The sequence below is a fragment of the Kitasatospora sp. NPDC056531 genome (assembly GCF_042794375.1).
GTDB lineage: Bacteria > Actinomycetota > Actinomycetes > Streptomycetales > Streptomycetaceae > Kitasatospora.
Map to the genome: position 1 here is coordinate 243,845 of NZ_JBHTTU010000005.1, position 25,543 is coordinate 269,387.

25 protein-coding genes are annotated in these 25,543 nt (G+C 74.0%); 13 read left to right on the forward strand and 12 right to left on the reverse strand.

Features of this window, described 5'->3' with window-relative positions:
- Positions 1-80: 80 nt before the first annotated feature.
- Positions 81-2,294 carry an MMPL family transporter gene (locus tag ACFQ87_RS08735; protein ID WP_380609886.1) on the reverse strand — a complete coding sequence of 738 codons (2,214 nt, stop codon included), beginning with the start codon at positions 2,292-2,294 and terminating at the stop codon, positions 81-83.
- 413 nt (positions 2,295-2,707) lie between these two features.
- Here ACFQ87_RS08735 and ACFQ87_RS08740 point away from each other — a divergent pair, with 413 nt between their 5' ends.
- Genes ACFQ87_RS08740 through ACFQ87_RS08750 form a run of 3 tightly spaced genes read left to right on the forward strand, consistent with a single transcriptional unit; the run spans position 2,708 to position 5,892 of the window.
- Entirely contained in the window at positions 2,708-3,832 is a 1,125-nt protein-coding gene (locus ACFQ87_RS08740) for a DegT/DnrJ/EryC1/StrS family aminotransferase (protein WP_380609887.1), read from the forward strand.
- A gap of 22 nt (positions 3,833-3,854) precedes the next feature.
- On the forward strand, positions 3,855-4,799 hold the full coding sequence (locus tag ACFQ87_RS08745; RefSeq protein ID WP_380609888.1) for an NAD-dependent epimerase/dehydratase family protein: 945 nt from the start codon (positions 3,855-3,857) through the stop codon (positions 4,797-4,799).
- A 13-nt stretch (positions 4,800-4,812) separates the two neighbouring features.
- On the forward strand, positions 4,813-5,892 hold the full coding sequence (locus ACFQ87_RS08750; protein ID WP_380609889.1) for a hypothetical protein: 1,080 nt from the start codon (positions 4,813-4,815) through the stop codon (positions 5,890-5,892).
- A 167-nt stretch (positions 5,893-6,059) separates the two neighbouring features.
- Here ACFQ87_RS08750 and ACFQ87_RS08755 read toward each other — a convergent pair whose 3' ends face one another.
- The 5 genes from ACFQ87_RS08755 to ACFQ87_RS08775 all read right to left on the reverse strand — a co-directional run bounded on the left by ACFQ87_RS08755 (position 6,060) and on the right by ACFQ87_RS08775 (position 9,823).
- Positions 6,060-6,293, reverse strand: a complete 234-nt coding sequence (locus ACFQ87_RS08755; RefSeq protein ID WP_380609890.1) for a hypothetical protein — start codon at positions 6,291-6,293, stop codon at positions 6,060-6,062.
- 64 nt (positions 6,294-6,357) lie between these two features.
- Positions 6,358-7,089, reverse strand: a complete 732-nt coding sequence (locus tag ACFQ87_RS08760) for a polysaccharide deacetylase family protein (protein WP_380609891.1) — start codon at positions 7,087-7,089, stop codon at positions 6,358-6,360.
- Between the two features lie 8 nt (positions 7,090-7,097).
- Positions 7,098-7,886, reverse strand: a complete 789-nt coding sequence (locus ACFQ87_RS08765; protein ID WP_380609892.1) for an SDR family NAD(P)-dependent oxidoreductase — start codon at positions 7,884-7,886, stop codon at positions 7,098-7,100.
- A gap of 79 nt (positions 7,887-7,965) precedes the next feature.
- The gene (locus ACFQ87_RS08770) at positions 7,966-8,853 is read right to left on the reverse strand and encodes a DMT family transporter (RefSeq protein WP_380609893.1); all 888 of its coding nucleotides are present in this window, start codon (positions 8,851-8,853) and stop codon (positions 7,966-7,968) included.
- Between the two features lie 166 nt (positions 8,854-9,019).
- The gene (locus tag ACFQ87_RS08775) at positions 9,020-9,823 is read right to left on the reverse strand and encodes an SAM-dependent methyltransferase (RefSeq protein ID WP_380609895.1); all 804 of its coding nucleotides are present in this window, start codon (positions 9,821-9,823) and stop codon (positions 9,020-9,022) included.
- Between the two features lie 227 nt (positions 9,824-10,050).
- On the opposite strand from ACFQ87_RS08775, the gene ACFQ87_RS08780 reads away from it, so the two are divergent.
- The 6 genes from ACFQ87_RS08780 (at position 10,051) to ACFQ87_RS08805 (ending at position 16,204) form a co-directional block, all read left to right on the forward strand.
- Complete coding sequence (locus ACFQ87_RS08780; RefSeq protein ID WP_380609896.1) at positions 10,051-10,683, forward strand: RNA polymerase sigma factor; 633 nt, start codon at positions 10,051-10,053, stop codon at positions 10,681-10,683.
- Positions 10,680-11,417, forward strand: coding sequence for a hypothetical protein (locus ACFQ87_RS08785; RefSeq protein ID WP_380609897.1), 738 nt, complete (start codon positions 10,680-10,682; stop codon positions 11,415-11,417). The genes ACFQ87_RS08780 and ACFQ87_RS08785 overlap by 4 nt, the downstream gene beginning before the upstream one ends.
- 284 nt (positions 11,418-11,701) lie before the next feature.
- Positions 11,702-14,068 carry an ATP-binding cassette domain-containing protein gene (locus ACFQ87_RS08790; protein ID WP_380609898.1) on the forward strand — a complete coding sequence of 789 codons (2,367 nt, stop codon included), beginning with the start codon at positions 11,702-11,704 and terminating at the stop codon, positions 14,066-14,068.
- A gap of 106 nt (positions 14,069-14,174) precedes the next feature.
- Complete coding sequence (locus ACFQ87_RS08795; protein WP_380609899.1) at positions 14,175-14,792, forward strand: hypothetical protein; 618 nt, start codon at positions 14,175-14,177, stop codon at positions 14,790-14,792.
- Complete coding sequence (locus ACFQ87_RS08800; RefSeq protein ID WP_380609900.1) at positions 14,789-15,796, forward strand: serine/threonine-protein kinase; 1,008 nt, start codon at positions 14,789-14,791, stop codon at positions 15,794-15,796. The genes ACFQ87_RS08795 and ACFQ87_RS08800 overlap by 4 nt, the downstream gene beginning before the upstream one ends.
- Before the next feature lie 33 nt (positions 15,797-15,829).
- On the forward strand, positions 15,830-16,204 hold the full coding sequence (locus ACFQ87_RS08805) for a DUF1304 family protein (RefSeq protein ID WP_380609901.1): 375 nt from the start codon (positions 15,830-15,832) through the stop codon (positions 16,202-16,204).
- A gap of 39 nt (positions 16,205-16,243) precedes the next feature.
- Here the strand turns inward: ACFQ87_RS08805 and ACFQ87_RS08810 are convergent, their stop codons facing one another.
- Positions 16,244-17,584, reverse strand: coding sequence for a streptophobe family protein (locus ACFQ87_RS08810; RefSeq protein WP_380609902.1), 1,341 nt, complete (start codon positions 17,582-17,584; stop codon positions 16,244-16,246).
- A 469-nt stretch (positions 17,585-18,053) separates the two neighbouring features.
- On the opposite strand from ACFQ87_RS08810, the gene ACFQ87_RS08815 reads away from it, so the two are divergent.
- The gene (locus ACFQ87_RS08815) at positions 18,054-19,454 is read left to right on the forward strand and encodes a DUF6777 domain-containing protein (protein ID WP_380609903.1); all 1,401 of its coding nucleotides are present in this window, start codon (positions 18,054-18,056) and stop codon (positions 19,452-19,454) included.
- 54 nt (positions 19,455-19,508) lie between these two features.
- Here ACFQ87_RS08815 and ACFQ87_RS08820 read toward each other — a convergent pair whose 3' ends face one another.
- The gene (locus ACFQ87_RS08820) at positions 19,509-19,766 is read right to left on the reverse strand and encodes a hypothetical protein (RefSeq protein WP_380609904.1); all 258 of its coding nucleotides are present in this window, start codon (positions 19,764-19,766) and stop codon (positions 19,509-19,511) included.
- 206 nt (positions 19,767-19,972) lie between these two features.
- Positions 19,973-20,410 carry a DUF4259 domain-containing protein gene (locus ACFQ87_RS08825; RefSeq protein ID WP_380609905.1) on the reverse strand — a complete coding sequence of 146 codons (438 nt, stop codon included), beginning with the start codon at positions 20,408-20,410 and terminating at the stop codon, positions 19,973-19,975.
- Positions 20,411-20,530: 120 nt separating this feature from the next.
- Between ACFQ87_RS08825 and ACFQ87_RS08830 the strand changes: the two genes are divergently transcribed.
- The gene (locus ACFQ87_RS08830) at positions 20,531-21,337 is read left to right on the forward strand and encodes a nucleotidyltransferase (RefSeq protein ID WP_380609906.1); all 807 of its coding nucleotides are present in this window, start codon (positions 20,531-20,533) and stop codon (positions 21,335-21,337) included.
- 16 nt (positions 21,338-21,353) lie between these two features.
- Here ACFQ87_RS08830 and ACFQ87_RS08835 read toward each other — a convergent pair whose 3' ends face one another.
- Positions 21,354-22,967 carry an LCP family protein gene (locus tag ACFQ87_RS08835; protein ID WP_380609907.1) on the reverse strand — a complete coding sequence of 538 codons (1,614 nt, stop codon included), beginning with the start codon at positions 22,965-22,967 and terminating at the stop codon, positions 21,354-21,356.
- Positions 22,960-23,550 (reverse strand): DUF6542 domain-containing protein, encoded by a 591-nt coding sequence (locus ACFQ87_RS08840; RefSeq protein ID WP_380609908.1) that lies wholly within the window; start codon positions 23,548-23,550, stop codon positions 22,960-22,962. The genes ACFQ87_RS08835 and ACFQ87_RS08840 overlap by 8 nt, the downstream gene beginning before the upstream one ends.
- A 256-nt stretch (positions 23,551-23,806) precedes the next feature.
- On the opposite strand from ACFQ87_RS08840, the gene ACFQ87_RS08845 reads away from it, so the two are divergent.
- The gene (locus ACFQ87_RS08845; protein WP_380609909.1) at positions 23,807-24,013 is read left to right on the forward strand and encodes an antitoxin; all 207 of its coding nucleotides are present in this window, start codon (positions 23,807-23,809) and stop codon (positions 24,011-24,013) included.
- Positions 24,014-24,086: 73 nt separating this feature from the next.
- Positions 24,087-24,782, forward strand: coding sequence for a transglycosylase SLT domain-containing protein (locus ACFQ87_RS08850; protein WP_380609910.1), 696 nt, complete (start codon positions 24,087-24,089; stop codon positions 24,780-24,782).
- A gap of 12 nt (positions 24,783-24,794) precedes the next feature.
- Here the strand turns inward: ACFQ87_RS08850 and ACFQ87_RS08855 are convergent, their stop codons facing one another.
- Positions 24,795-25,358 carry a hypothetical protein gene (locus ACFQ87_RS08855; protein WP_380609911.1) on the reverse strand — a complete coding sequence of 188 codons (564 nt, stop codon included), beginning with the start codon at positions 25,356-25,358 and terminating at the stop codon, positions 24,795-24,797.
- Positions 25,359-25,543 lie beyond the last annotated feature (185 nt).

Below are 25,543 nucleotides of genomic sequence, written 5' to 3' on the forward strand. Positions count from 1 at the left end.
CCGCACCAGGCCCCACCGCGGGGCGGGGCCTGGTCCGGACCGTGCCGGACGACGCCGGGCGATGCCCGGTTCCGCCGGGCCTAGGCGGTGACCGACTCGCGGACCGGGGCCGGTTCGGGGGCGACGGTGTGCAGCTTGCTGCCCTCGACGTCGACGTCCGGTATCAGGCGGTCGAGCCAGCGCGGCAGCCACCAGGCGCGGCGGTCGAGCAGGGCGAGGACGGCCGGGACGATGGTCATCCGGACCACGAAGGCGTCGAAGGCGACGGCCGCGGCGAGCCCCAGGCCCATCATCTTGATCATCGGCTCGCTCATCCCGATGAAGCCCGCGAAGACGGAGATCATGATGAAGGCGGCGGCGGTGACCACCCGGGCGTTGTGCCGGAAGCCGGTGACGATGGCCTCGCCGGGCTGCTCCCCGTGCACGAAGGCCTCGCGGATCCGGGTGACCAGGAACACCTCGTAGTCCATGGCCAGGCCGAAGACCACACCGATCATGAAGATCGGCATCATGCTCATCACCGGGCCGGTCTGCTCCACGCCGATCAGGTCGGCCAGCCAGCCCCACTGGAAGACCGCGACCACGGCGCCGAGCGCGGCGGCCACCGAGAGCAGGAAGCCGAGCGCGGCCTTGAGCGGGACGAGGACGGAGCGGAAGACCACCAGCAACAGCAGGACGGCCAGGCCGACGACCACGGCGAGGTAGGGCAGCAGCGCGTCGGTGAGCTTCTGCGAGACGTCGATGTTCATCGCCGTCGTACCGCTGACCAGGACCGTCGCCCCCGTGGAGGCCTTCAGGCCGGCCGCGTGGCCGCGGATGGTGTGGACCAGGTCCTTGGTGGCGGCCTCGGCCGGGCCGGTGGCCGGGATGGCGTTCAGCAGGGCGGTGTCCCCCGCCTTGTTGAACATCGGCGGCGTCACCGTGACCACGCCGGGCAGGCCGGAGACGGTCTTGGCGACCTCACCCGCGGCGGCCTTCGGGTCCCCGGTGCCCTTGACGTCCACCAGGACCGTCAGCGGGCCGTTGAAGCCTGGACCGAACCCCTCGGACAGCAGGTCGTAGGCGCGGCGCTGGGTGGTGGAGGTGGGCTTGGCCTCGTCGCCGGGCAGGCCGAGCCGCAGGTCGAGCGCGGGGGCCGCGAGCACGCCGAGGCCGATCACGCCGAGCACCAGCACCGCGAGCGGGCGGCGCAGCACGAAGCGGGCCCAGCGGGCGCCGCCGTTCTCCTTCGCCCCGGCCGGCTGGGCACCGCCCCCGGCCTTCTCGGCCTTGCGGACCTTGCGGGGCAGCACCTTGCGGCCGAGGAAGCCGAGTAGCGCGGGCACCAGGGTGAGCGCGACCAGCACGGCGATGACGACGGTGCCGGCGGCGGCCATGCCCATCTTGGCGAGGATCGGGATGCCGACCACGGAGAGCCCGGCGAGGGCGATCACCACGGTGAGACCGGCGAAGACCACCGCGGAGCCGGCGGTGCCGACCGCCCGGCCGGCCGCCTCCTGCGGCGTACGGCCCTCGGAGAGCTCGGCCCGGTAGCGGGAGACGATGAAGACCGCGTAGTCGATGCCGACCGCGAGGCCGAGCATCATCGCCAACGTGCCGGTGGTCGAGGAGAGGCCCAGCGTGCTGCCGAGCGCGGCGATCAGGGACATCCCGAGGCCGACGCCGATCACGGCGGTGAGCAGCGGCAGGCCGGCGGCGACCAGCGAGCCGAAGGTGATCATCAGGACGACGGCGGACAGCGCCATGCCGATCGCCTCGCTGCTGCCGCCCGTCTCGGGCTTGGCCATCAGCGCGTTGCCGCCGATCTCGACCTTGAGCCCGGCGTCCCGGCCGTGCTGGGCGGCCTGCTGGAGGGCGTCGGTGGCGCCCTTGGACAGCTCGCCCGCCTTGGCGGAGTAGCTGACCGTCGCGTACGCCGTCGTGCCGTCCTTGGAGACGGCGCCCTGCATCTTGAACGGGTCGACCGCGCCGGTGACCTGCTCGGCGTGGGCGATCTCGGCGACCGTCTTCTCCACGGTCTGCTGGTTGGGCTGCGCGGTGATCTTCTGGCCGGAGGGCGCGACGAACACCAGGCGGGCCGAGGCTCCGTCGGCGTGGCCGCCGGGGAAACGCTCGTTCATCAGGTCGAAGGCCTTCTGCGCTTCCGTGCCGGGCATCGCGAAGCCGTCGTCGGGTGCGGCGGGCGCCTTGGCCGCCAGGACTCCGCAGACCGCCAGCACGGCGACCCACAGGAGGGCCACCAGCCGGCGGCGGACGAAGGCCCATCGGCCCAGGCGGTACAGGAACGTGGCCACGGGAGAGCGGACTCCTTCGGGTTCGGGTTCGGGTTTCAGGGGACGGGTTCACGAGGGCGGACCTGGTCCGCCCGCAGCATGACCAATCCTCGATCGCGCACCCCTACTCCGTCGTCGTCCCTGCGCAGGCCGTTTGCGTACTGCGGACGCAGTACGGCCGTCCCCCGTACGGAGGAGCGCACGCCCCGCGCCGGGAGTATCCGGTGGCCCGCCCGCCCGGCAGCCGAGGAGTAGGGCGGCGGCCTACGGCGGGAGTAGGCGAGAGCGGGCGGGGGTCACCCGGGCGGGCGGCGACGACGGGCCGGGGCCGGCCGGGCGAAGTAGCGTGATGTGCCTGGCCCGACCGTTTCCATACGGTTCGGGCTGATCCATCCCGATCGGTGCTGACCCCAGCCCGCCGCCGGAGGTGCCTCATGGGCGTTCCAGCCGCCCGCATCGTGTTCGACGAGAACGACCGCGCGGCCGTCGCCGACGCCGTGACCGAGATGCTCACCACCGGTGCGCTCACCCTCGGCCCGTGGACCGAGCGCTTCGAGCAGGCCTTCGCCGCCGAGCACGGCACCTCGCACGCCGTCGCGGTCAGCAGCGGAACCGCAGCGCTGGAGGTGATCCTGCGCACGGTCGACGTCCGGGGCCGCGACGTGGTCGTCCCCGCCGTCACGTTCTACGCCACGGCCGGAGCGGTGGTCCACGCAGGCGGTCGCCCGGTCTTCGCGGACGTCGACCCGGCCACCCTCGCGCTCTCCCCCGAGACCCTGGCCGCCGCCCTCACCCCGGATACCGCGGCCGTCGTACTCGTCCACATCGGCGGGCTGGTCACCCCGCAGGTGGACGCCCTGCGCGCGCTCTGCGACCACCACGGGATCCCCCTGATCGAGGACGCCGCGCACGCCCACGGCAGCAGCCTGGGCGGCCGCGCCGCCGGGACCTTCGGCCTGGCCGGGGCCTTCTCCTTCTACCCGACCAAGGTCACCACCAGCGGCGAGGGCGGCATGATCCTCACCGAGTCGCCGGAGCTGCGCGACGAGGCCAGGATCTACCGGGACCAGGGCAAGGGTTCCTTCACCACCAACCACCACGTGCTGCTCGGCTACTCCTGGCGGATGAGCGAGCTGCACGCCGCCGTCGGCGCGGTGCACCTGCGCCGCCTCAAGGAGTTCATCGAGACCCGCCGCACCGTCGCCCGCCGCTACGACGCGGCGCTGACCGGCGTGGACGGGCTGGAGCCGGTGCTCGAACCGCCCGACTGCCGCAGCAACTACTACAAGTACGTGGCGCTGCTGGCACCCGGCGTCGACCGCGCCGCGTTCAAGCGGGCGGTGGCCGAGGAGTACGGCGTGCGGCTGTCCGGCGAGGTCTACGACCTCCCGCTGCACCTGCAGCCGGTGCTCGCCCCCTACCGGGGCGGGCCGCTGCCGGTGGCCGAGGACGTCTGCGCGCGGCAGGTCTGCCTGCCGGTGCACTCCGACATGAGCGAGGACGAGGCGGAGCTGGTGATCGAGGCCGTCTCGGCGGTGCACCGGCGGATGGCCGGGTAGCCGGAGCGAAGGGAGCAAGACCGTGCGGATAGCCGTCACCGGTGGCTGCGGGTTCATCGGCTCACACGTCGTGGACCATCTCATCGCGGCCGGCCACGAGGTCCTCGCCGTCGACACCACCGACAAGTACCTCAACCCCGACGCCGAGCACGCCCGGATCGACGTCCTCGACCTGCCGGCCCTGACCTCCGCCCTGGCCGGCAGCGAGGTGGTCTACCACCTCGCCGCGATGGCCGACGTCGAGCAGGTCTACGCCGACCCGGTCCGGGCCGTGCGCGTCAACATCGACGGCACCGAGGCCGTCCTGGAGGCCGCCCGGCGCAGCGGCCTGAGCCGCACCGTCCTGGCGAGCACCGTGTGGGTCTACGGCGCCGCCCTCACCGACGGTCAACTCGACGGCGAGGAACAGGAGCTGGACGAGCACGTGCCGATCGAGCTGGAGCACAGCGGGCACCTGTACGTGGCCACCAAGCTCGCCTCCGAGATGCTGGTGCACAGCTACCGCGAGCTGTACGGGCAGCACTTCACCATCCTGCGCTTCGGCATCCCGTACGGCCCGAGGATGCGTGACGAGCTGGTCGTCGCCCGGTTCGTCCAGGCGGCGCTGACCGGGCGGCCGATCACCATCGCCGGGGACGGCCGGCAGAGCCGCAACTTCGTCTACGTCGAGGACCTCGCCGACGCCCACGTCCGGGCCCTCTCCCCCGCCGCCGAGGACCAGACCTTCGCCCTGGAGGGCTCGACCGCCGTCTCGGTGCGCGACATCGCCGACACCGTCGACCGGTTGCTGGGACCGGTCACCATCGAACACATCGACGGCCGCAAGGCCGACTACACCGGGCGGCGGATCTCCTCCGCGCAGGCCAAGCGGCTGCTCGGCTGGTCTCCGCGGACCAACTTCGCCGACGGCGTGCGCCGGTACGCCGACTGGTACCGCACCTCCGCCGCCGCGTCCGCCGCCGGCTGACCGGGGCCGCCCGATGCCGCACGCCCTGCTGGTCTCCGGCTCGCTCGGCCAGGGCCACGACGTGATGGCCCGGGCCTGCGCGGACACCCTGCGGGAACGCGGCTGGACCACCCGCACGGTGGACGCGATGGCCCTGCTCGGGCAACGCTCCGGCGCGGCCGGGGAGGCCGTCTTCCGGCGCCTGCTCGACCTGCCCGGGGTCTACGACGCATTCCACTTCTCGGCGCTGCGCCCGGGCGCGCGGCTCGCCCTGCTCGCCGACGCGGCGGCCCGCGCCCGGTTGGTCCCGGCGCTGCGGGAGCTGATCGCGGCGCAACGGCCGCAGCTGGTGGTCTCGGTGTTCGCCACCGCCACCTCGGCCGTCAACCGGCTGCCGCACCGGGACTTCCGGCACTTCGTGTTCTGCACCGACGTCACGCCGCACCGGCTCTGGGTGCAGGAGGGCACCGACCTCTTCCTGGTCACCTCCGAGGTCGCCGCCTGCGCGGTGCGCCGCTACCGGCCGGACGCCGACATCGCCGTGCTGCCCGCGCCGCTGCGGCAGTCGTTCTACCGGCCGCCGGACCGGGCCGGGGCACGGGCCGAGCTGGGCGTGCCGCCGCAGGCCCGGTGCGTGCTGCTGATGTCCGGTTCCTGGGGGCTCGGGCCGATCGCCCGCACCGCCGCCTCGCTCGCCGCCGCCGGGCCGCACGTGCTCGCGGTGGCCGGGCGCAACCAGGAGCTGGAGCGGCGGCTGCGGGCGGCCGCCCGCAGCCGGCCCCGACTGCACCCCTTCGGCTACACCGACCGGGTCCCCGTGCTGATGGCGGCCGCGGACCTGGTGGTCACCAGCTCCGGCGACACCTGCAGCGAGGCCCGGGCGCTCGGGCGGCGGCTGCTGCTGCTCGACGTGGTGCAGGGCCACGGGCGGGACAACCTCCAGCACGAACTGGAGCTCGGCCACGCCGATGTCGCCACCGCCCGCCCGGCCGAGGTGGTCCGCAACGCGCTCGCGGCACTGGCCAGGCCGGAGCCCCAGCCGTCTGCCGGGGCCTCGCGGGACGGGTGGCGCAAGGGGTTCGGGGCGGCGCTGGAGCGGGTGGGGTTGGGGTAGCCGGAGATCGGGGACGATCGCGCCGGGTCAGGGCGGCCGAACCGGTGGTGGGCGCGCCCGCCGTACCGTGTCGGCCGGGGCCCTCCGGGCGAGGGCCCCGGCTTGGCGCGGGTCCTAGATCCGGACGGTCCGGAAGTACGTCGGGCCGTCCGTGGCCCGAACGTCCGTCAGGCCCGGCCCTGGGGTGCGGCGCCGGTGAAGTAGTTCGGACCGTTCTGGGCCAGGACGTACGTCGGGCCCTGGTCCTGCGGTTCGACGCTGCTGAAGTAGCTCGGACCGGTCCCGGCCTCGACGGCCGACGGGTCCGTGCCGCTGTCCGGCGCGGCCACTCCGCTCAGCGCGGCGGTGACGATGCCGGCCGCCGCGATCGCGTGGGCCAGTCCGCCGCTCCAGTCGGGCATGGGTGCCTCCCCCGTTGTCGGCGCGCCCGCCCCGGCGGTGGGCGCGGCTCGCCGATCGTCCCAACTAGCCCTGGCGGGAGGCAAGAGGCGGGACGGCGTGGTCGCGCAGCGGGCCGAGGGTGAGGGCGCGGTCACGACAGTGGGCGGCGATCAGCGGGAGGGCGGCGAGGGTGGCACGCCAGGAGTCGGGGGCGGAGGTGCAGTCGGAGTCGTGCAGCAGGAGGGTCGCTCCGCCGCTGAGACCGGGGCGGGCGGTGGTGTACACGGAGGCGCCGGTGGCCTCGGCCGTCCAGTCGCGGCCCCAGGCCGTCCACAGCACGCTGCGCAGGCCGAGGCGGCGGGCGGCCAGGGCTGGGCCGGCGGTCAGCACGCCGTACGGCGGGCGGTACCAGATCGGGCGGGCGCCGCACAGGTCGGTCACCGCTTCGGTGGCGCGGCGCAGTTCGCGCAGGTCGCGGGCCGGAGCCGGGTACCACTGCGGCCGGTGGTGCCAGCCGTGCACGGCGACCTCGTGGCCGCGCAGCACCAGTTCACGGCCTAGCGCGGGGGCGCGGTCCAGCATCGCGCCGAGCAGGAAGAAGGTGGCGCGGGCGCCGAGTTCGTCCAGCGCGTCGAGGACGTACGGGGTGCTCCGCGGGTCGGGTCCGTCGTCGAAGGTCAGGGCGAGGTGGCCCGGGTCGGTGCCGTATCCGGCGGTGCGCCGGGCCAGGGTGTGGCGCACCGGCGGGAGGCGGACCGCCGCCGGGGCGAGGTGCAGGAACTCCAGGCCCGCCGCGACGGCGAGGGCCGCGGTCACCCGGGGGCTCATCCGAAGCGGGAGGCCATCCGCCGGAACACGCCGGGTGCGACGCCGTGGATCCGGGCCGGGAAGCCGAGCCAGTGCGGAACGTAGAGGCGGTCGCGCTCGGTGGTGATGGTGGCGACCACGATGTCCGCGACCCGCCCCACCGAGACGGGGCGCGGCCGCTCGCGCTGGTACGGAGTGCCGCGCCGGTCGAAGAACGGGGTGTCCACCGCCCCCGGCAGCACCAGGCGCACTCCGACCCCGGTGCCGCGCAGCTCGTACCAGAGGCTCTCGGCGAACATCGTCAGCCCGCCCTTGGTCGAGGCGTAGCCCGATTCGTCACGCACGCCGACCTGGCCGGCCATCGAGCCGAGCAGCACGATCCGGCCGCGGCGGCGCTCCAGCATGCCGGGCAGCAGCAGGCGGACCAGGCGCAGCGGGGCGGCGAGGTTGACCTCGATCATCCGGTCCAGGATGTCGGAGGGCGTCTCGGCGAAGGGCCCGCGCCAGCCGAGGCCGGCGCTGGCGATCAGCGCGTCCACCCGGCCGGTCTCGGCGAGCGCGGCCTCGGCGAGGCGGGCCGGGCCGTCCGGCTTGCTGAGGTCCTCGGGCAGGGCGCGCCCGCCGGTGCGCTCGGCCAGCGCGTCGAGGCGGGCGCGGTCGGTGCCGGAGAGCAGGGTCTGCCATCCGGCGTCGGCCAGACGGGTGGCGGTGGCGAGTCCGATGCCGGAGGAGGCTCCGGTGATCAGCGCGACGGGCCGCTCGGTCGGGATCGACCGTCGGGCTCGGGACTGGACTTGCTGCGCCATCGCGCACCTGCCGCTCCGTGGGCGTTTTCGCCGTCCGATTTGTCCGGCAAGTCACCTTCGCATGACAGAGCCGTCCGGGCTACCGGGGCGGGACGGCGGGCTCCGTCTCGGTGTCCGTCCTCCGGGTGGACACTTCGGCCGACTCGCCCTCCAGTTCGCCGAACCGGGAGAGCAGGAACGTTCCGCCGACCGCCACCGCGAAGCCCGTCAGCGCGCACCAGGCGAAGCCCGGACGCGCGGCGTCCCCCAGCGAGAGCACCCCGACCAGGGCCGGGCCGAAGGTCTCGGCCACCGTCCCGGCGGCGGTCGCGGCCGTCACGGTGCCGCGCTGCAGGGCCAGGGCGTAGGCGAGGTAGCCGCCGAGGCCGCCGACGACCAGGGCGTAGGCGGCCGGGTCGGTCAGCATGCCGACCGGGCCGGAGGTGTCCAGGACGCGCACGGCCAGGCTGGTGACCCCGAAGCCCGCGCCCGCCAGCAGGCCGAGCCCGGCCGCCGCCGCGGTGCCCGCCCGACGGACCAGAACCAGGGTGGCCAGCAGCATGGCGGCGGTGGTGGCCAGCAGCGCCCAGTGGAAGGCCGCCGGGGCGTACTCGCGGCCCTCCTTGCCGGAACCGACGGCCAGCAGGGTGAGGCCGATGACCACCGCGAGGATGCCTGCGACGTCGCTGCGACGCAGTCGGGCGCCCAGCAGCCAGACGGCGGCCAGGGCGGTGACCGCCAGGCTGGCATTGGTGACGGCCTGGACGAGGAAGAGCGGGAGGCTGCGCAGGGCGACGATGCTCAGCGCGAAGCCGAGGATGTCCAGCAGGGTGCCGACGACGAACTGCCAGGACCGCAGCAGCGTGGCCAGCAGCCCCGCCCGCACCCGGTCCGCCCGCGGCGCCGAGCGCGCCCCGCGCGCCTGGAACACCGCCCCGAAGCCGAAGCAGACGGTGGCGACCAACGCGGTGGTGAGTCCCAGCAGCATGCCTCTCCCAGCCTCGCGGGCAGCATCGGTTCACCACCAGTCTGGGCCCGGGGTGGCGGGGGTGCACTGGCGAGGCGGTCGTGGTGTCGGGAGCGGCGGCCGTCGCCGTCGCCGTCGCGACGGGAGCAGCCATTCGTCAGCAGGAAGGAAACCGGGGCGGGCGGGTTCAGGGCCGCAGCGCCACGCCCGCGTACCCGGAGGCGTCGGAGGCCGAGACGGCCGGGTCGTCGGCCGTGGGCCGCCACTGCGGAGCCGGGACGATACCCGGGGGCAGCAGGGTCCAGCCGTCGAAGAAGCGGGCGAACTCGACGCGGGTGCGGGCCTGGAGGGCGGTGCCGGCGGCCTGGTAGATGCCGACGACCCGCCCCATCTCCTCGGGGGCGAACTCCACGGTGAGGTGGGTCATCACCAGGGCGCTACCCGGGGCGAGGGCGGACTTGAGGTGTTCGACCAGCTCGTATGCGCCGTGGGCATCGGGGACGAAGTGGAGCAGGGCGTTGAGGGAGAGCGCGACCGGGCGACTGAAGTCGATGGTGTCGCGCAGGCCCGGGGCGGCGAGCAGGCCGGCCGGGTCGGTGACGTCCGCCTCGACGTAGGCGGTGCGCCCCTCGGGGGCGCCGGCCAGCAGGGCCTGGGCGTGGGTGAGCACGATCGGGTCGTTGTCGGCGTAGACGACCCGGGCGCGCGGTTCGACGCTCTGGGCGACCTCGTGCAGGTTGGGTGAGGTGGGGATGCCGGTGCCGATGTCGAGGAACTGGTCGATGCCGGCCAGGGCGAGGGCGCGGGTCGAGCGGTGTACGAAGGAGCGGTTGGCCCGGGCGGCGTCGCGCACCCAGGGCGCGATCGCCAGGACGTGACCGGCGGCCTCGCGGTCGGCGGCGAAGTTGGTGAAGCCACCGAGGTAGTAGTCGTACATCCGGGCCGAATGCGGCACGTTCAGCCGCAGGTCGACCCCGTCGTAGAGACTCATCGCGCTCCCCCTCGGCATCGCGGACAACGTCCGAATTGCTCTGCCCACCGTATCCGGGGGCCAATCGTCTCCCGCCATGGCTCAACCTCTCAGCAGATCCCATGAGATGACAATCAGTATTCTGTTTGCAGCCTGGAGTGACAGGCCTGATGGAATGAGGATGGGCTCAGACAGCCCGACCCTCGGGTGGCACGGCGAGCAGCCGACGGCCACGGAAAGCAGGCTCGATGACGATCGACAGGGGTGCCCCCGTGCGCGGACACCGGGGCGGGACGGCGGTGGACCACACCGACGGGACCGAGGTGCGGTGGGTGACCGAAGCGGAACTCGGCTTGCGCCTGGACCTCACCTATGCCGCCTTCTGCGAGACGAACCAACCCGCTTGGCACGCCCTCGCGTTGACCCGGATAGGCAGCCAGGCCGACGCCGCACTGGTGGTCGAGGCGGTCAAGGCCGACCTGGCCCGCTCCTGGCCGCAGGTGCTGCGGTTCGAGGAACCGGCGGCGTACGCCTGGCGGCTGGCCACCCGGCACGTCGCGGACTGGGTGGCCGCCGAGGAGCCGGTGGAGGTGGAGGCGGTCACCTTCGCGGCCGTGATCGGGGCGTTCAAGCGGGTCGCCGACGGGCTGTTGCACAGCGAGGCGGACGAGGTCCGGCTGTACGCGGCGATCCTCGAACTGCCCGACCGGCAACGGGATGTGGTGATCCTGCGCTATCTGCTGGGCCTGCACGCCAAGGTGATCGCCGCATACCTGGGACGGCCGGTGGCGACGGTGCACTCCAACCTCCGGCACGCCCGGGAACGGCTGGCACGCCGGCTCGGGGTGCGTGAACTGCCCGACCGGGGAGCCGATCTGTGACCACCGACCGCGAGGAACGGACACCGAGTGGGGCGTGCGCCGCCGACGGGAGGCGCGCGGTCTTCCACGTGCCCCGAGTCGAACGCGCCAATGCCGAGCGGATCGCCGCCCTCCGGCAGGCCCGGTTGACGGCCGCCCCGGTCCACCTGCCCTCGGAGCACGAGCAGGCCGCCTTCGAACTCGGCCTGGTGGTCGCCCTGGTGCTGGGCGCGCCGTGCGCCTCCCAGGGGTTGGACCTGCTGGTCAATGCGCGCCGCATCCAGCCGGAGGGGGCGGAGGTGTTCGGCGCGCTGCTGTACGCCACCGGCAAGGAGGAGGGCGCCGAGTTCTGGTGGCGGTTCGCGGCCGGCTCGGGCAGCGGAACGGCCGCGTACTGCCTGCATCTGCACCACCTCAAGCTCGGCGAGACCGACGACGCGGACTACTGGCGGGCCTGGTCGGAGCAGCTGTCGACGGCCGAACGCCAGCCCGCGCCAAGGCCGTTGCGGATGAGCAGGCCGCTGCTGCCGGAGGACGTGCGGCGCGACATCCTCTCCCGGGTGCACCGGGGGCTCGCGCCGCAGCTGCCGCCCGCGCTGATCGCGGTGATCGACCGGCTGCCGTTGCAGGGCGGGGAGGGCGAGGGCGAGGAGGAGGTGCCGAACCCGTGGGAGCTCACCTCGGGGGCGACCTCGGCGTGTTCATGGGACCTGCCGTGGGGGCTCGACGAGGAGGCCGAGGACCCGTTGGGGTGAGTCCACTCGCGGCCACCCGCGCCCCCTCGTTCGGGTGAGCACGGCCGGCCGGGCGACGGTCTCCGCGACGAAGTCCGCCTCCTCGAAGGGGAACCAGCGGGCCGCCGTCCGCTCGGACGGTCCGGGACCGGCGCAACTGCGGCCAGATGCTCATGGGTTCCCCAGGCTCGATGTGCGGGCGCGCCGAACGGTGGTACCACGCCACGCTGCGCCACGACAGTGGTCCAGTCCAATCCCGCCATCCGGAAGGGCAGTTCACGGGCACCGACGATAGAATGCACACCATGGGAGAGCGCCCTGGCGCGCCCACCGCGCCGCCCCTCATGCTGGTCACCGACCGCGGCTCCCAGCTGATCGACCCGACCCGGGCCTACCACCTCGGCCGCGATCCGACCAGCGAGATCGTGCTGGACGACCCCCGGGTCTCCTGGCACCACGCGGTGCTGCGCACCGCCGCGGGCCACTGGCTGCTGGAGGACGTCGGCAGCACCAACGGCACCTACGACCAGGGCCAGCGGATCAGCCGCGAGGACGTCGGCCCCGGCACCCGGCTGCGCTTCGGCGATCCGGCCACCGGCCCGTCCGCGACCTTCGCCGGGCTGCCCGGCCCCGCCCCGGGCGATCGCACCGTCCTGCTCGCCCCGCGGTCCTCCGGCGTCTTCCGCAGCCCGAGCGCCGTCCTCCAACTGCCCAGCCACACCGTACGGATCGGGCGCTCGGACGACAACGGTCTGGTGCTGGACGACCTGGTGGTCTCCCGGCACCACGCCGAGCTGCGCGAACTGCCGGGCGGCGGCCACGAGATCGTCGACCTGGACAGCCACAACGGCACCTACCTCAACGGCCGTCCGGTCAGGCGCGCCCCGGTCGGCCCGGCCGACATCGTCGGCATCGGCCACTCCGCTTTCTGGCTGGTCGACGGCCGGCTGGTCGAGTACACCGACACCGGCGAGATCTCGCTCGACGTCCAGCACCTGGTCGTACGGGTCGGCCCGAACCACAAGGTACTGCTGGACGACGTCGGCTTCCCGCTCGCCGAGAAGGCGCTGCTCGCGGTGGCCGGCCCGAGCGGCGCGGGAAAGTCCACCCTGCTCAACGCACTCACCGGGCTGCGCCCCGCCGACCAGGGCACCGTGCTGTACGACGGGCGCGACCTGTACCGCGACTACGCGGAGCTGCGGCGAAGGATCGGTCTCGTCCCGCAGGACGACATCCTGCACACCCAGCTGACCGTCCGCCGCGCCCTGTCCTACGCCGCCGAGCTGCGCTTCCCCGACGACACCGCGAAGGACGAGCGCGAGGCCCGGGTTTCCGAAGTGATCCACGAACTGGGCCTGGACGACCGGGAGGGGCAGGTGATCGCCAGCCTCTCCGGCGGCCAGCGCAAGCGGGTCAGCATCGCGCTGGAGCTGCTCACCAAGCCCTCGCTGCTCTTCCTCGACGAGCCGACCTCCGGCCTGGACCCGGGCATGGAGCGCTCGGTGATGCACATGCTGCGCGGACTGGCCGATGACGGCCGTACGGTCGTCGTGGTGACGCACAGCGTGCTGAGCCTCAACGTGTGCGACCGCCTGCTGGTGCTCGCCCCCGGCGGCCGGACCGCCTACTACGGGCCGCCGACCGAGGCGCTGGCGTACTTCGGCCACGAGGAGTGGCCGGAGGCCTTCGAGGCGTTCGAGAGCGACTCCGAGGGCGTCTGCCAGCAGCGTTTCCGCGCCTCGCCGCAGTACCGGCGGTACGTGACGGCCGAAGCGGCGCACCTGCCGCGCCCACCCGTGGCATCCGCTCCGACCATCGGTCACGAGAAACCGCAGAGCTGGCTCTCCCAGCTGAGCACCCTGGTGCGCCGGTACGCCGCGGTGCTCGCCGCCGACCGGCTGTTCCTCACCGTGATGATCGCGCTGCCGTTCATCATCGGCCTGATGTGCCGGGTGATGGCCGGGTCACAGCTCACCGAGGAGAACGCCATCAACTGCCTGCTCACGCTCTGCCTCGGCGGGGTGCTCACCGGCTCGGCCAACTCGGTGCGCGAGGTGGTCAAGGAGCGCGCGATCTACCGGCGGGAACGCGTGGTCGGGCTGTCCAGGTCGGCCTACCTGGCCTCGAAGGTGGTGGTGCTCGGCGCGATCACGGTCGCTCAGGCCGCAGTGCTGACCGTGGTCGGCCTGGCCGGGGTCACGCTCTCCGCGCAGGCGCGGCCGAACGCGCCGCCGCCGGTGACCACCGGCGTGCTGATGCCCCAGCTGCCCGAGCTGATCATCGCAGTCGCGCTGCTCGCGTTCACGGCGATGATGCTCGGCCTGGTGGTCTCCGCGCTCGTCGACAAGGAGGAGAGCACGATGCCGCTGCTGGTGCTCCTCGCCATCATCCAGATCGTCTTCAGCGGCCTGATGCTCAAGCTGCACGGCGTGCCCGGCCTGGAGCAGTTCGCCTGGTTGTGGCCGTCCCGGTGGGGCCTGTCGGCCATGGCCCGCACGGTCGACCTGAGCCGGCTCACCGTCGCGACCCCGATCACCGCGGACCCGATGTTCCGCCACGAGCGCGCCGGGTGGGTGGCCAGCATGGTCGCGTTGCCCGTCCTCGCGGCGGTATACGGGCTGGTGGTGCTCGCGCTGCTGCGGCGGCACGAGCCGGCGATCATGCGCAAGTAGCCGCCCCGGCCTCCGCCGGTAGAGTGGAAACGACCTGTGGTGCGAGTGCCGCGCGCAGCCCCTGCCCCCGGCTCCGGCTCGCGCGGCGGAGGAAATGCGGCCGCCCATGGACGAGTACGCGTTCAGCCCCACCCACGTCGCCCCGCCGAGCGGGATGGCGACCTGGGCAGCCCCGGACCCGGCGCGGCCCTCCGCCCGGCTGGACCCGCTGCTCCCGGTGCGGCTGATCGCGAACCAGGGTGACTGGGCGCAGGTGCTCTGCTCCAACGGCTGGACCACCTGGGTGGACGCCCGTCTACTGGTCGCCCTCCCACAACCGCCGCCCACCGTCGGCGGCCCGCCCGCGCGGACCGCCGACCCGCGCCCGGCCCTCGCCGAGGCCGAGACGGCGCTGGCCCACTACCGGGCCCTGCTGGAGGACCTCGCAGCGGGCACCTTGGACCTGGAGTCCTTCCGGGAGCGGACCCGCGGGCTGCGGCTCGGCCTGGTGGCGGACGGCGAGGCGCTCTGGGTGTTCGACCCGGTGCACGACCGCTGGTGCTACTGCGACGGGCTGCAGCTGCAGACGTACGCGGCCACCGACCGGCCCACGCCGCAACCGGCTCCGCAGCGGGCGCCCGCGACCGCCGCCTCTGGGCCTGCGCCTGCGTCTGGGCCCAGGCCTGGGCAGACGCCCGCGCCGGTGCACAGCCCGTACGAGCCCACCCGGACCGGTGAGCTGTGATCCCCGCCGACCGGACCTCCGCACCCGGCCTGCCCGCGGGCCTGGTCGGGCGGAAGGTCGCGGGCTACCGGCTGGAGGGCGAGATCGGGCGCGGCGGGATGGCCGTGGTCTACCGGGCCAAGGACCTGCGGCTGGGCCGGACCGTCGCGGTCAAGCTGCTGGCCCCGGAACTGGCCCGCAACGAGGTGTTCCGGCGGCGGTTCATGCACGAGTCGGAGGCGGCGGCGGCGATCGACCACCCCCACATCGTGCCGATCTTCGAGGCCGGAGAGCACGACGGCATCCTCTTCATCGCCATGCGCTACGTCGACGGCGGTGACCTGCGTGCCCTGATCGACCGGGGCAGCCCCTTCCCGATCGAGCGCGCCGCGCGGCTGGCGCTGCAGATCGCCTCCGCGCTGGACGCGGCCCACGACCACGACCTGGTGCACCGGGACGTCAAGCCGGGCAATGTGCTGGTCGCCGCCGGGACGGACAGCGAGCACCCCGAGCACCTGTACCTGGCGGACTTCGGTCTCACCAAGAAGTCGCTCTCGCTCAGCGGGCTGACCAGCGTCGGCCAGATCGTCGGGACGCTGGACTACGCGGCGCCCGAGCAGATCTCCGGCAAGCCGCTGGACGGGCGCTGCGACCAGTACGCCCTCGCCTGCGTGGTCTTCGAGATGCTCGCCGGCACCCCGCCGTTCCGCCGGGAGAGCGACCTCGCGCTGCTCTGGGCCCACCTCAACGACCCGCCGCCGCTCCTGCGCGAGCACCGGCCGGACCTGCCGGCGGCGGTTGAGGCCGCGGTGGCCCGGGCGCTCTCCAAGGCGCCCGGGGAGCGGTACGCCAGCTGCCTGCAGTTCGTCGCCGAGCTGCGCGCGGCCACCGTCCCCGCCCCGTGGGGCGGGAACGGGCCGCCTACCCAGGTGGTCCCGGCGGTCGATCCGGGCATCGTCCGGGTGCCGGAGCCGCCCGCCTGGGCCGCGCCGGTGGTCCACCCGCCGCCCCGGGACCGAGCCTGACGCCGCACCGCGACCGAGAGGAAGCCTCCGACCATGAACGCCGTGAGCCAGGTCTTCGCCATGCTCGCCGCCGCGATCCACCTGGTGGTGTGGCCGCTGGAGAGCTACCTGTACGGGCACCCACGGGTGCGCTACCTGCTCACCGGCAGCACCGCGGACGCCCCGGAGGTCCGGCTGTGGCGCTTCAACGTCGGCTTCTACAACCTGTTCCTGGCCCTGGGGCTGGTCGCCGGCCTGGTCCTGCTGCACACCGGCCACTCCGGGTCGGGACGGCCGGTGATCCTCTACATCGGCGCGTTCATGGTGGCGGGCGGGGTCACCCTGTTCATTTCGGAGCCGAAGCTGTGGCGGGGCGCCCTCGGCCAGGCCGTCCCGGCCGCGGTCATCCTGATCGCCGCGGCGATCTGACCTCCCGCCGGAGCGGCCCGGCACCTCCCCGCGAGTGGCTCAGCCACCGCTCTCCGTCAGCTCGCCGCGGTGCCGGACCCGGGCCGCGAGCAGCGCGCCGAGCGCGCCGGTGAGCAGCCCCCAGCCCGCCGCCAGCGGGACGGCCGTCCACAGCGCCGGGCGCAGCCTCAGGCTGCCGCTACCGAATCCGGCCAGCGGGTTGTTACCGCCGAGCACGGTGCCGAGCAGATCGGCGAGGCCGCCCTGGCCGAGGCCGACGCCCAGGACGGAGAGCCCGTAGTCGGCGTCGATCCCGGTCCACAGACCGACCAGCAGCATGGTGACGGCGGCGGCCAGAGCGAAGCGGACGGCGTGCTGCCAGAGCCGGACGGTGCGCGGGGAGCGGTGGGCGGCGAGGAAGGCAGCGGCGAGCAGCAGGACGGCGGCCACCGGAAGCAGCCACCAGCTGCGGGCGTCGTGCTCGGCCAGGGTGCTGAGGTCGATGGTCGCCTCCCTCCCGTTCGGGGCGCGCAGCACCGAGCTGAGCGCATTGGGGACGGGCAGGCCGACCGCCCCCTCCAGCCGTCCGTGCCACTGGGCGCCCAGCCCGAGGCCGAAGGCCAGCCAGGCCAGGTCGGGCAGGGCGAGCAGCACCACGGCCAGGGTCTGCCGGGCGTTGCCGTGCACGATCGCGGTGAGCGCCCCGGCCACCGCGCCGATCACCACGTACGCCAGCAGCACCATCCAGAGTGCGAACGCGGGCGGGCGGACGGCGAGTTGGTAGCGCAGCAGGGCACCCGGCAGCGGCGCCCGCCGGGACACCGCGAAGGCGGCCGCGAGCACCAGCAGCAGCCAGGCCAGCCCGATGCCGATGGTGGTCGGGCCGTCCGCATGGAAGCCGACCTCCGGGGTGAGTCCGAGCGCGCCGCCGATGGTCTGCGCCAGACTGCCGCCGAGTGGGATCACGAACGTGTGCTTGGCCACGACGGTGATCAGCACCAGGGCGAGCACCCAGAGCAGCACCGTCCGGACGATCCGGCCGAGCAGTTCGCCGCCCCCGGCCACCGCGCGGAAGCGCAGTTGACGCAGGAACACCTCGGCCATCGCGACCGCGCCGACCAACGAGACGGTGAGCGGCATCGCGGTGACCCCGGCGTCCACGGCGGCGAAGCTGCCCGCGCCGCCGTCGAGTTGGACGGATCCGCCGACGGCGAGAGCCATCGTCGCGGCGAGGACGGACGGGAAGCCACCCTCGGGGAGGTCCCCGGCACCGGCCAGCCAGAGGCCGAGCGCGGCCACTGCCGCCATCACGACCAGCCCGGCCAGCACGACGGCGAACGCGTCCAGCCAGCCGCGTACGACGCCGGGCGGGCCCGCGGCCCGGGTGGTGGGCTGCTGCATGCCGCCTCCTCTGGCTGAGCGGGCCGGTTCGGTACCGGGGACTCGACTCCCACGGACGCCGGTCTCCCCGGGGTGTCGGGTTCCAGCCTGACCGACCGCCGGTGGGCACGCTCGGCGACGGCCCCGAAACCTGCTGTTGCGGCGAACGGGGCACCAGGGGAGAAATGGAACCCCAGTGGCAGGAGCTTCCGTGCCGGCTGTTCTCGCCGGCCGCCTGCGAAACGGAGCCTCGATGAGTCCCCAACCGCCTCCCTCCGGCCCGCCGAGCGAGCCCCCGTCCGGCCCTCCGTCCGGTCCGCCGTCCGGCCCGCTGGCCGGACCGCCGTCCGTACCCCCGCCGCCATCGGGCCCGCCCGGCCCGCCCGGCTCCGGACCGTCCGGGCCGCCTTCGGATGGTGGCGGCAGCGGTAGTGCCGGTGCCGGTCGCGGGCCGCACACGCCGTGGTGGCGCTCCGGCAGGGGCCTGGCGGTGGCGGCCACCACGGTGGCGGCGGCCGTGGTGGCCACCGTGCTGATCGTCAACAACCAGGGCGGCGGCAAGACCGAGACCCTGCCGACCGCGAACGAGGTCGCGCTGCAGGCGCCGGCCGATCCGGGCCCCGACCCGTTCACCCCATCGGTGGAAACCACGCCGGTGACTCCACCGGCACCCGCACCGGCGACCTCGCAGGCGCAGCAGTCCGGGCAAGCCGGGCAGTCCGGCCACAGCACGTCCCCGGCCGCCCTGCACAGCGTTCAGGGGACCTCGAACGGGCTCTACGCCGGGACGGTGTCCAAGCCGAGCTGCGACACCGAGCGGCTGATCGGAATGGTCTCCACCGGCGAGACCGGCCGGGCCTGGGCCTCCGCCGCGGGCATCGACCAGTCCGCGATCCCGTCCTACCTGCGCTCGCTCACCTCGGCGTACCTGCGGGTGGACACCCGGGTGACCAACCACAACTACAAGAGCGGCGCGGTGACCGAGTACCAGTCGGCGCTCCAGGCCGGCACCGCCGTACTGGTGGACTCCCAGGGCGTGCCCCGGGTGCGCTGCTCGTGCGGCAACCCGCTGAAGCCGCCGGTACTGGTCTCCGACGCCAAGTACACCGGGCACGCGTGGCCGGGCTTCCAGCCGACCACCCTGATCGTCGTGGTTCCGGCGCCGCGGCCGGTGACCGAGATCATCCTGGTCAACGTCGAGACGGGCGGCTGGTTCGCCCGCCTGACCGGACGGATCGACGTGGTGGACAAGCACGTCGAGGCGCCGAAGGGGCCGCTGGCACCGGGGGTTCCGCCGCCAGGGCCGATGAAGCCCGGCACGCCGTCGCCGACCTCCTCGACCTCCCGCGCCACGTCAGGACCGGGCTCGGCGACCACCTCGAAGGCGAGTCCCTCGGGGCCGACCTCGTCCGGTGCGACGTCCTCGGGCGCCACGTCCTCCGGAGCCACGTCCTCGGGCGCCACGTCCTCCGGAGCCACGTCCTCCGGAGCGACCTCGCCTGGAACGACGTCCTCGGGCGCCACGTCCTCGGGCGCGACCTCGTCCGGCGCCACGTCCTCGGGCGCGACCTCGTCCGGCGCGACATCCTCGGGCGCCAAGTCCTCGGGCGCCACATCCTCCGGCGCCACATCCTCCGGCGCCTCGGCGGGGACCGGCTCTGCTTCGGCTTCGACCAGTTCGGCCAAGCCGCCGGGAACGACCGCGACGACGAACACCCCCGCCGCATCGACGGCGGCGTCCACCGCCCCTTCGGCGCTCACCCAGTCGCCGAGCAACAGGACCACGACGACCAGTTCCGGCACGACCGCGGCGGGCACCTCCACGGGTTCCGGCACGACGTCGACCGCCACCGCGCCGACGCCCCCCACCACGACCGGCGCCACTCCCTGACCCCGCCCGACCCCGCTGCCACCGTCCGAACCCGGCCGGGGGCAGCGGCACGTCTCAGGGCAGCAGCACCTTCGCGCCCTCCGGCCCGAGCAGCCGGCCATCCGCCGCCCGGACCTCCACCGGGGCGACCGGCTCGCCCGACGCGCGGTCGACCAGCCGGGCCCGGGGCTCGCCCTCGGCGAAGAACCACTGGTCGCCCCACTGCCGCAGCGCGGTGATCACCGGGAACAGCGCCCGACCCTTCTCTGTCGGCTGGTGCCCGCCATGGTCGTGATCGACTACGGCCTGCAGTCCGTACACGTGATCAACCAACACCTCCTCTACCGGGTCCGCCCCGAGGCCCGGAGCCGCCTGACCGCAGGCCACATGCTGCTCTACTCCGCCGGCTGCGGGGGGCGCGATCGCCTCCGCCGTCGTCTACGACCACGGCGGCTGGACGGCCGTCTGTCTGCTCGGCGCCGCGACCAGCCTCGCCGCGCTCGGCTACTGGTGGGCGGCGGCCAGGCCCTGAGCGCCGGTCAGAGCTCGAACAGCGGGACGTCCAGCGCCGGCGGAACCGGCTCCAGGACGTCGCGCAGCGCCCGTATCCCGCGCCGGCACGTTGGACCGTTCCCCGCCTCGCCCCACAGCTCCGCGAGCTCGGACTCCTCCGCCACCACCCGGTCGAGCGCCGCCACCGCGAGCGGGCGCAGCTCGACGGGCAGCGGGGGTATCGGCTCGTCCGGGCCGTAGGCGCCGTCCACCGCCGCGCCGCCCGGGCACTGGGCGGCGACCAGCGCGGCGGCGGCCACGGCCGCCACGCCCTCGTCGTCGTCCAGGTACTCCGGATTCCGGGCGGCACGCTCCAGCGCCGCCCGGAGGAGTCCCGCCCGCGCCTCCGGTGCGGCATCGTCGAGGCCGCCCGCGAAATCCGCCGCGGTGTCGTTGTCGAAGGAGCCGATGCCCCAGGTGCCCATACCGACCCCCACTCGTGTCGTGTGCGATGGATGCTTGCACGCCCCACTGACAATTCGACCCGGCCTCGACTTCGGGGATATTCGCTGGCCAACCGCGCTTCGGGCGGGCAGAGTGCCGCCATGATCGACAGGGGACTGGACGGGGACGGGTACATCGCGCGGGAGGGCTCGCTGGAGCGGGTGCCCGCGGCGTTCGCGGCGGTGGTCGACACCGCCAGGGAGCGGATCGCCGCCGCCTTCGACCCGGCCCGGCTGCACAGCGCCTACCTCTACGGCAGCATCCCGCGCGGCACCGCGATCCCCGGCGTCTCCGACCTCGACCTGCTGCTCGCCCTGCACCACGAGCCCACCCCCGCCGACCGCGCCGAGGCCGACGCGCTCGGAGCCGGACTGGACGCCACCTTCCCCCAGGTCGACGGCGTCGGCGTGCTCCTGTTCTCCACCGGCACGCTGCTGAGCGAGCTGGAGCGCCACGACCTGGGCTGGTTCGTCGCCTGCCTGTGCACCCCGCTGCTCGGCGCGGACCTCGCCGGGCGACTCCCCCGCTACCGCCCGACCTCCCTGCTCGCCCGCGAGACCAACGGCGACCTCGCGCTCGCCCTCCCCGGCTGGCGCGAACGGCTGGCCGCCGCCGACTCGGACGCCGGGCTCAGGGCGCTCAGCCGCGCGGTCTCCCGCCGGATCGTCCGTACCGGCTTCACCCTGGTCATGCCCCGCTGGGGCGGCTGGACCAGCGACCTGGCCGCCTCTGCCGAGGCCTTCGCCGGCTACTACCCCGACCGCGCCGCCCAGTTGCGCCGCGCCGCCGTGATCGCTCGCACCCCCACGACCGACCGCGCCGCCCTCGGCATGCTGATCGACGACCTCGGCCCCTGGCTGGCGGCCGAGTACGCCACCGTCCACGGTAAGAAGGCCTCGCGCCCCTGACCGGCCGACCCCACACTCAGTCGACGCAGGGAATCCCGCCCGCCTTCACCGCCGGCCCCTGCATCGGCAGGCCCGCGGCCGGGTCGGTGGAGCCGTCCGCCGAGCCCGAGGCTCCCACGGTGGGGGTCGCCGGGGTGGGCGTCGGCGTCCGGCCCGCGGCGAGCGTGACCACGACGTGCCCCGCCGCGGCGGCGGAGGACGGGACGGCGGTGACCCCGTAGCGGGCCGCGATCTGCTGGGCGTCGGCCTTGGCGCCGCTGCCGTACGTCACCGTCGTCGCCCGGGTCCGCGCGGGTGCGTCCCCGATCCGGCCCGCCTGGTAGCCGAGTTCGACCAGCGCCTTGGACTCGGTGGAGGCCGCGCCCGCTCCCGCCGCCGCGTTGACGTCCACCACGGACTTGGGCGCGGCGCTGGGCGAGGCGCTGGGCGAGGGCGTCGCGGTGGCCGTCTCGCCGGGGGCCTCGCTCGGGGCTGCGGCCGGGGCCGCGGGCGCCGGTTCACGGTTGAAAAGCTGCCGGACGATCTTCTTGATCAGGTCCGGGTTGACGGTGTTGACCTCCTGCCCGCCGATGGTCTTGAACCCGGCGATCGGCAGGGTGTTGAACTCGACGTTGCCGCCGGTGAGGTTGGGCGCCTGCTGGGCGAAGTCGAGGATGTTCCACTCGTTGTCGATGACGACGTCCTTCTTCACCACCCCGAACAGCTTCTGCATCTGCCCGAAGTCGTTGAGGACGCCCTGCTGCTTGAGCCGGTACTCGACGGAGGAGATGAACGCCTGCTGCCGGTGGGTGCGGTCGAGGTCGCCGTTGGTGAGGTGGTGGCGCTGACGGACGAAGGACAGCGCCTGGGCCGCGTTGAGCGAGCTGATCCCGGCGGGCAGCTTGAGGCCGGTGCCGCCGCCCTCGTGGGTGGCGGTGCGGGCGATGATCGGATCGTCGACCGGGTGGTTGAGGCAGACCTGGATCGGCTCGACGGCCTTGGCGATGTCGTAGAAGCCGATCAGGTTGACTTCCGCGAAGTGGTCGATCGGGACGTCCAGGAAGCTCTGCACGGTCTGGATGGTGGCCGAGCGCCCGGCCTCGCGGCTCTGCCGCTCCAGCTCCGCCTTGGACAGGCCCTTGCCGGCGAGCTTCGCCTCGGCGGCCTCCTTGGCGATGCCGTAGGCCTCCTTGATCTTGTGCATCCTGCCGTCGGCGCCAGCGGTCTGCACGTAGTCGTCGCGCGGGACGGACAGCGCGGTGACCTTGCCGCCGTTGGCCGGGATGTGCAGCACGATCAGGGCGTTGGTGTTGTAGCCGCCGATCTCGCTGGAGCCCGCGTGCAGTTCGTCCTCGACGAACTGCTTGGGCAGGTCGTTGCCGTCCATGTCCTTGCGGCTGTCCAGGCCGATCAGCAGCAGGTTGACGGACTTGTCCAGGTGCGGCGGCGCGTTCTTCTTGGCCTCGCTCAGCGCGCTGGACTTGACCATGCCGTCGTCCAGGCTGCGGTACTCGTACCAGGTGAAGCCGCTGGCGCCGAGCACGGCGGCCGACACGGTGCAGGCCAGGGTGCGACCGGCCACGGTCAGCGGGGGGGCGCCGCGGCGCGGGGTCCGGCCGCGGGGGCGGGGGCGGTTGCCGCGCTCAGCCACGGCGACTCCTTCCGCTCGGGGCTGCGGCCCCGCCGGGTCGGCGGCGGTCGAGCACGGTCCGGATCACGATGACCAGCAGCGCGGCGGCCACCGCCTCCGCCATCACCGGGAACGCCCCGACCACCCAGCGCACCGCGCCGGTGCCGAGGCCCTTGCCCTGGTACTTGTCGGGGTTCGACAGGTACTCGACGCCCGAGGCCGTGAGCAGCACCACGATCGGGGCGGCGGAGACCACCCACCACCGGCCGGTCCGGCTGCACAGCGCGGCCGCGGCGGCCGTGCCGAGCACCGCGCCGACCGCGAAGAGGATGCCGACGCCGGGGCCGCCCAGCTGGTCCGCGATCCCGCCGAGCAGCGGCAGCCCGACCGCCGCCAGAGCCGCGAGCAGTCCGCCGCGCCGACGGGCCTGCTGCCTACGGCGCGAGGCCCCGGCGCGCTGGGCCCCGGCGCGCTGGGCGCGGGCGTCCCGGGCCTGCTCGGCCACCCCGCCGCCGGCGGCACGGGAGCGCTGGGCGGGCACGGCGCGGTCCTCGGTGCGCGGTCCCGCGTCCTGGTACGGCGTTCTCGCCCGCTGGCCGGCCATGCGCACTTCCCTCGATCGTTTCGGCTGCGGCGGCGCGACCACGCCACCGCACGTGCCGGGACGCCTTCCGTCCTGCGGCGGTCCCAACTTCTACAGATCTGTAGAGGTTGGGCTGGAGCATACAAACCCATTTCAGCAAAGTCACCCGCCGCCGTTCGGCAGGGCCGGACCGTCCGGTGGGCCGTCGTTAGGATGACCATGATCCCCGCCACGTCGGCACACCAACAGGAACGCATCAGAGGAGCAGAGCGTCACCATGTTTGAGAGTCTGAAGAACCTCGCGGGCAGGGCCACCGACCTCGCCCGCGAGCACAGCGACGTGCTCGGGCAGGGCCTGGAGAAGGTCGGCGACGTGATCGACGACCGCACGGACGGCAAGTACAGCGGGCAGATCGACACCGGCGTCGAGAAGGCGAAGGACTTCCTGCGCAACCTCGACGGGGACCAGAAGCCCGCCGAATAGACCTGCCGCGGGGCACGATCGACTGTACAGCGATCGAACGAGGGTACGGGCGGACGGGGAGGGGCCGGAAGCGGTGAGCGAGGAGAAGAAGGGGTCGCGCTGGGGGCGCTGGCTCGTGATCGGCGTCCTGGTCGCGGCCGGGTGGGGCATCGTCCGCGGGGGCGGGCACGACACCTCGGCGTCCTCTTCGCCGTCCCCCACCGCCACTGCGGGCGGGGCGGCCGCGGCCCCGTCCGGTGCGCCGTCCGCCGGGGCGCCCTCCGCCGCGCCGTCCAAGCCCTCCGGCCGCTACGACCCGGCCGACTACGCGGCCCCGGTGCGCCAGTACGCCGCCGAGGCCGGGGTCGATCCGCAGCTACTGATGGCGATCCTCTACAACGAGTCGTACAAACCGCACGACCCGGACCTCGAACGGGCCTGGCAGCGCAACAAGCCCGATGCCTCCTTCGGCATCGCCAACATGCACCGGGCCGCCTTCGACGACACCAAGCCGGGCCGCCCGTTCGCCTCCCGCCAGTGGGAGGAGCTGCCGGACGACCGCAACCTGGCGATCCAGGCCGCCGCCTGGCACCTGCACGACCTCTCCGGGCAGCTGCCCGCCCGGCCGAGCGCGCCGTTGAACAAGAACGAGCTGCTCGCCCTCGGCTACAACGCCGGCGCGGGCAACATGCTGGCCTTCGCCAGGGGCGTCAAGATCGGCCCGCAGGCGCAGGACTACCTGGACCGCCTGCACGACAACTGGGCGAAGTCCGGCGAGGCCGTGAAGTAGGCGCCGCCGCGGTCAGCCGCGCGCGCGGCGGCGGAGCCAGAACCCGGCGGCGACCATGAGGACGGCCGCGGTGGCCGTGCCGATGGCGGCCCACGTGGTGGCGTTGTCGGTGGTCTCGTGGACGGGGGTGGCGGTGGTCGCCGCCGCCGTCACCGGGGTGGGCGCGGACTCCGTGCTCAGGCCCAACGGCGCCGGGTCGGTGATCGCGGCCGCCTCGACGTCGAATTCGCGCTCGGCGTGGCCGAGGGAGGGGAACGCGCAGTCGACGGTCACCCGCCAGTGCCCGGCGGGCAGCAGCTCGCGAGTGGTGTACGTCCCCGGCCTGCCCGGGACGGCGACCAGCCGCCAGGGGCCGACGGCACGGCCGTCGGCGGCGGTCGCGGAGAGCGTGCCGGCGAACTCCTCGGTGACCGGGTCGCGGTCGTTCTCCCAAGTGGCGACGGTGCTGACGTGGCCGTTCTGCTGGCCGGTGAGGTCCAGGTGGACGGAGTCGCCGTGGGCGGCGGCGGGCGCGGCGAGGGGCAGGACGGCCGCGACGGAGAGGGCGAGGGCGGCGAGAAGCGGGCGGGTTCGCATGGCGGGCGTTCCTCGGAGCGGTGGGGGGTGAGGGTGCTTGGCACAGTGATGCCGGGTGCGGTCGACGTCGCGGGGGGGGGGGGGGCAGGCGCGGGTTTGTTCGGGTCGGGGGTGGCTACCTGGTGCTTCGCCAGGAAAAAATTGGGGGACGGCGGGCGGGTGGCGGGTGCCGTGGCAAAAAGAAC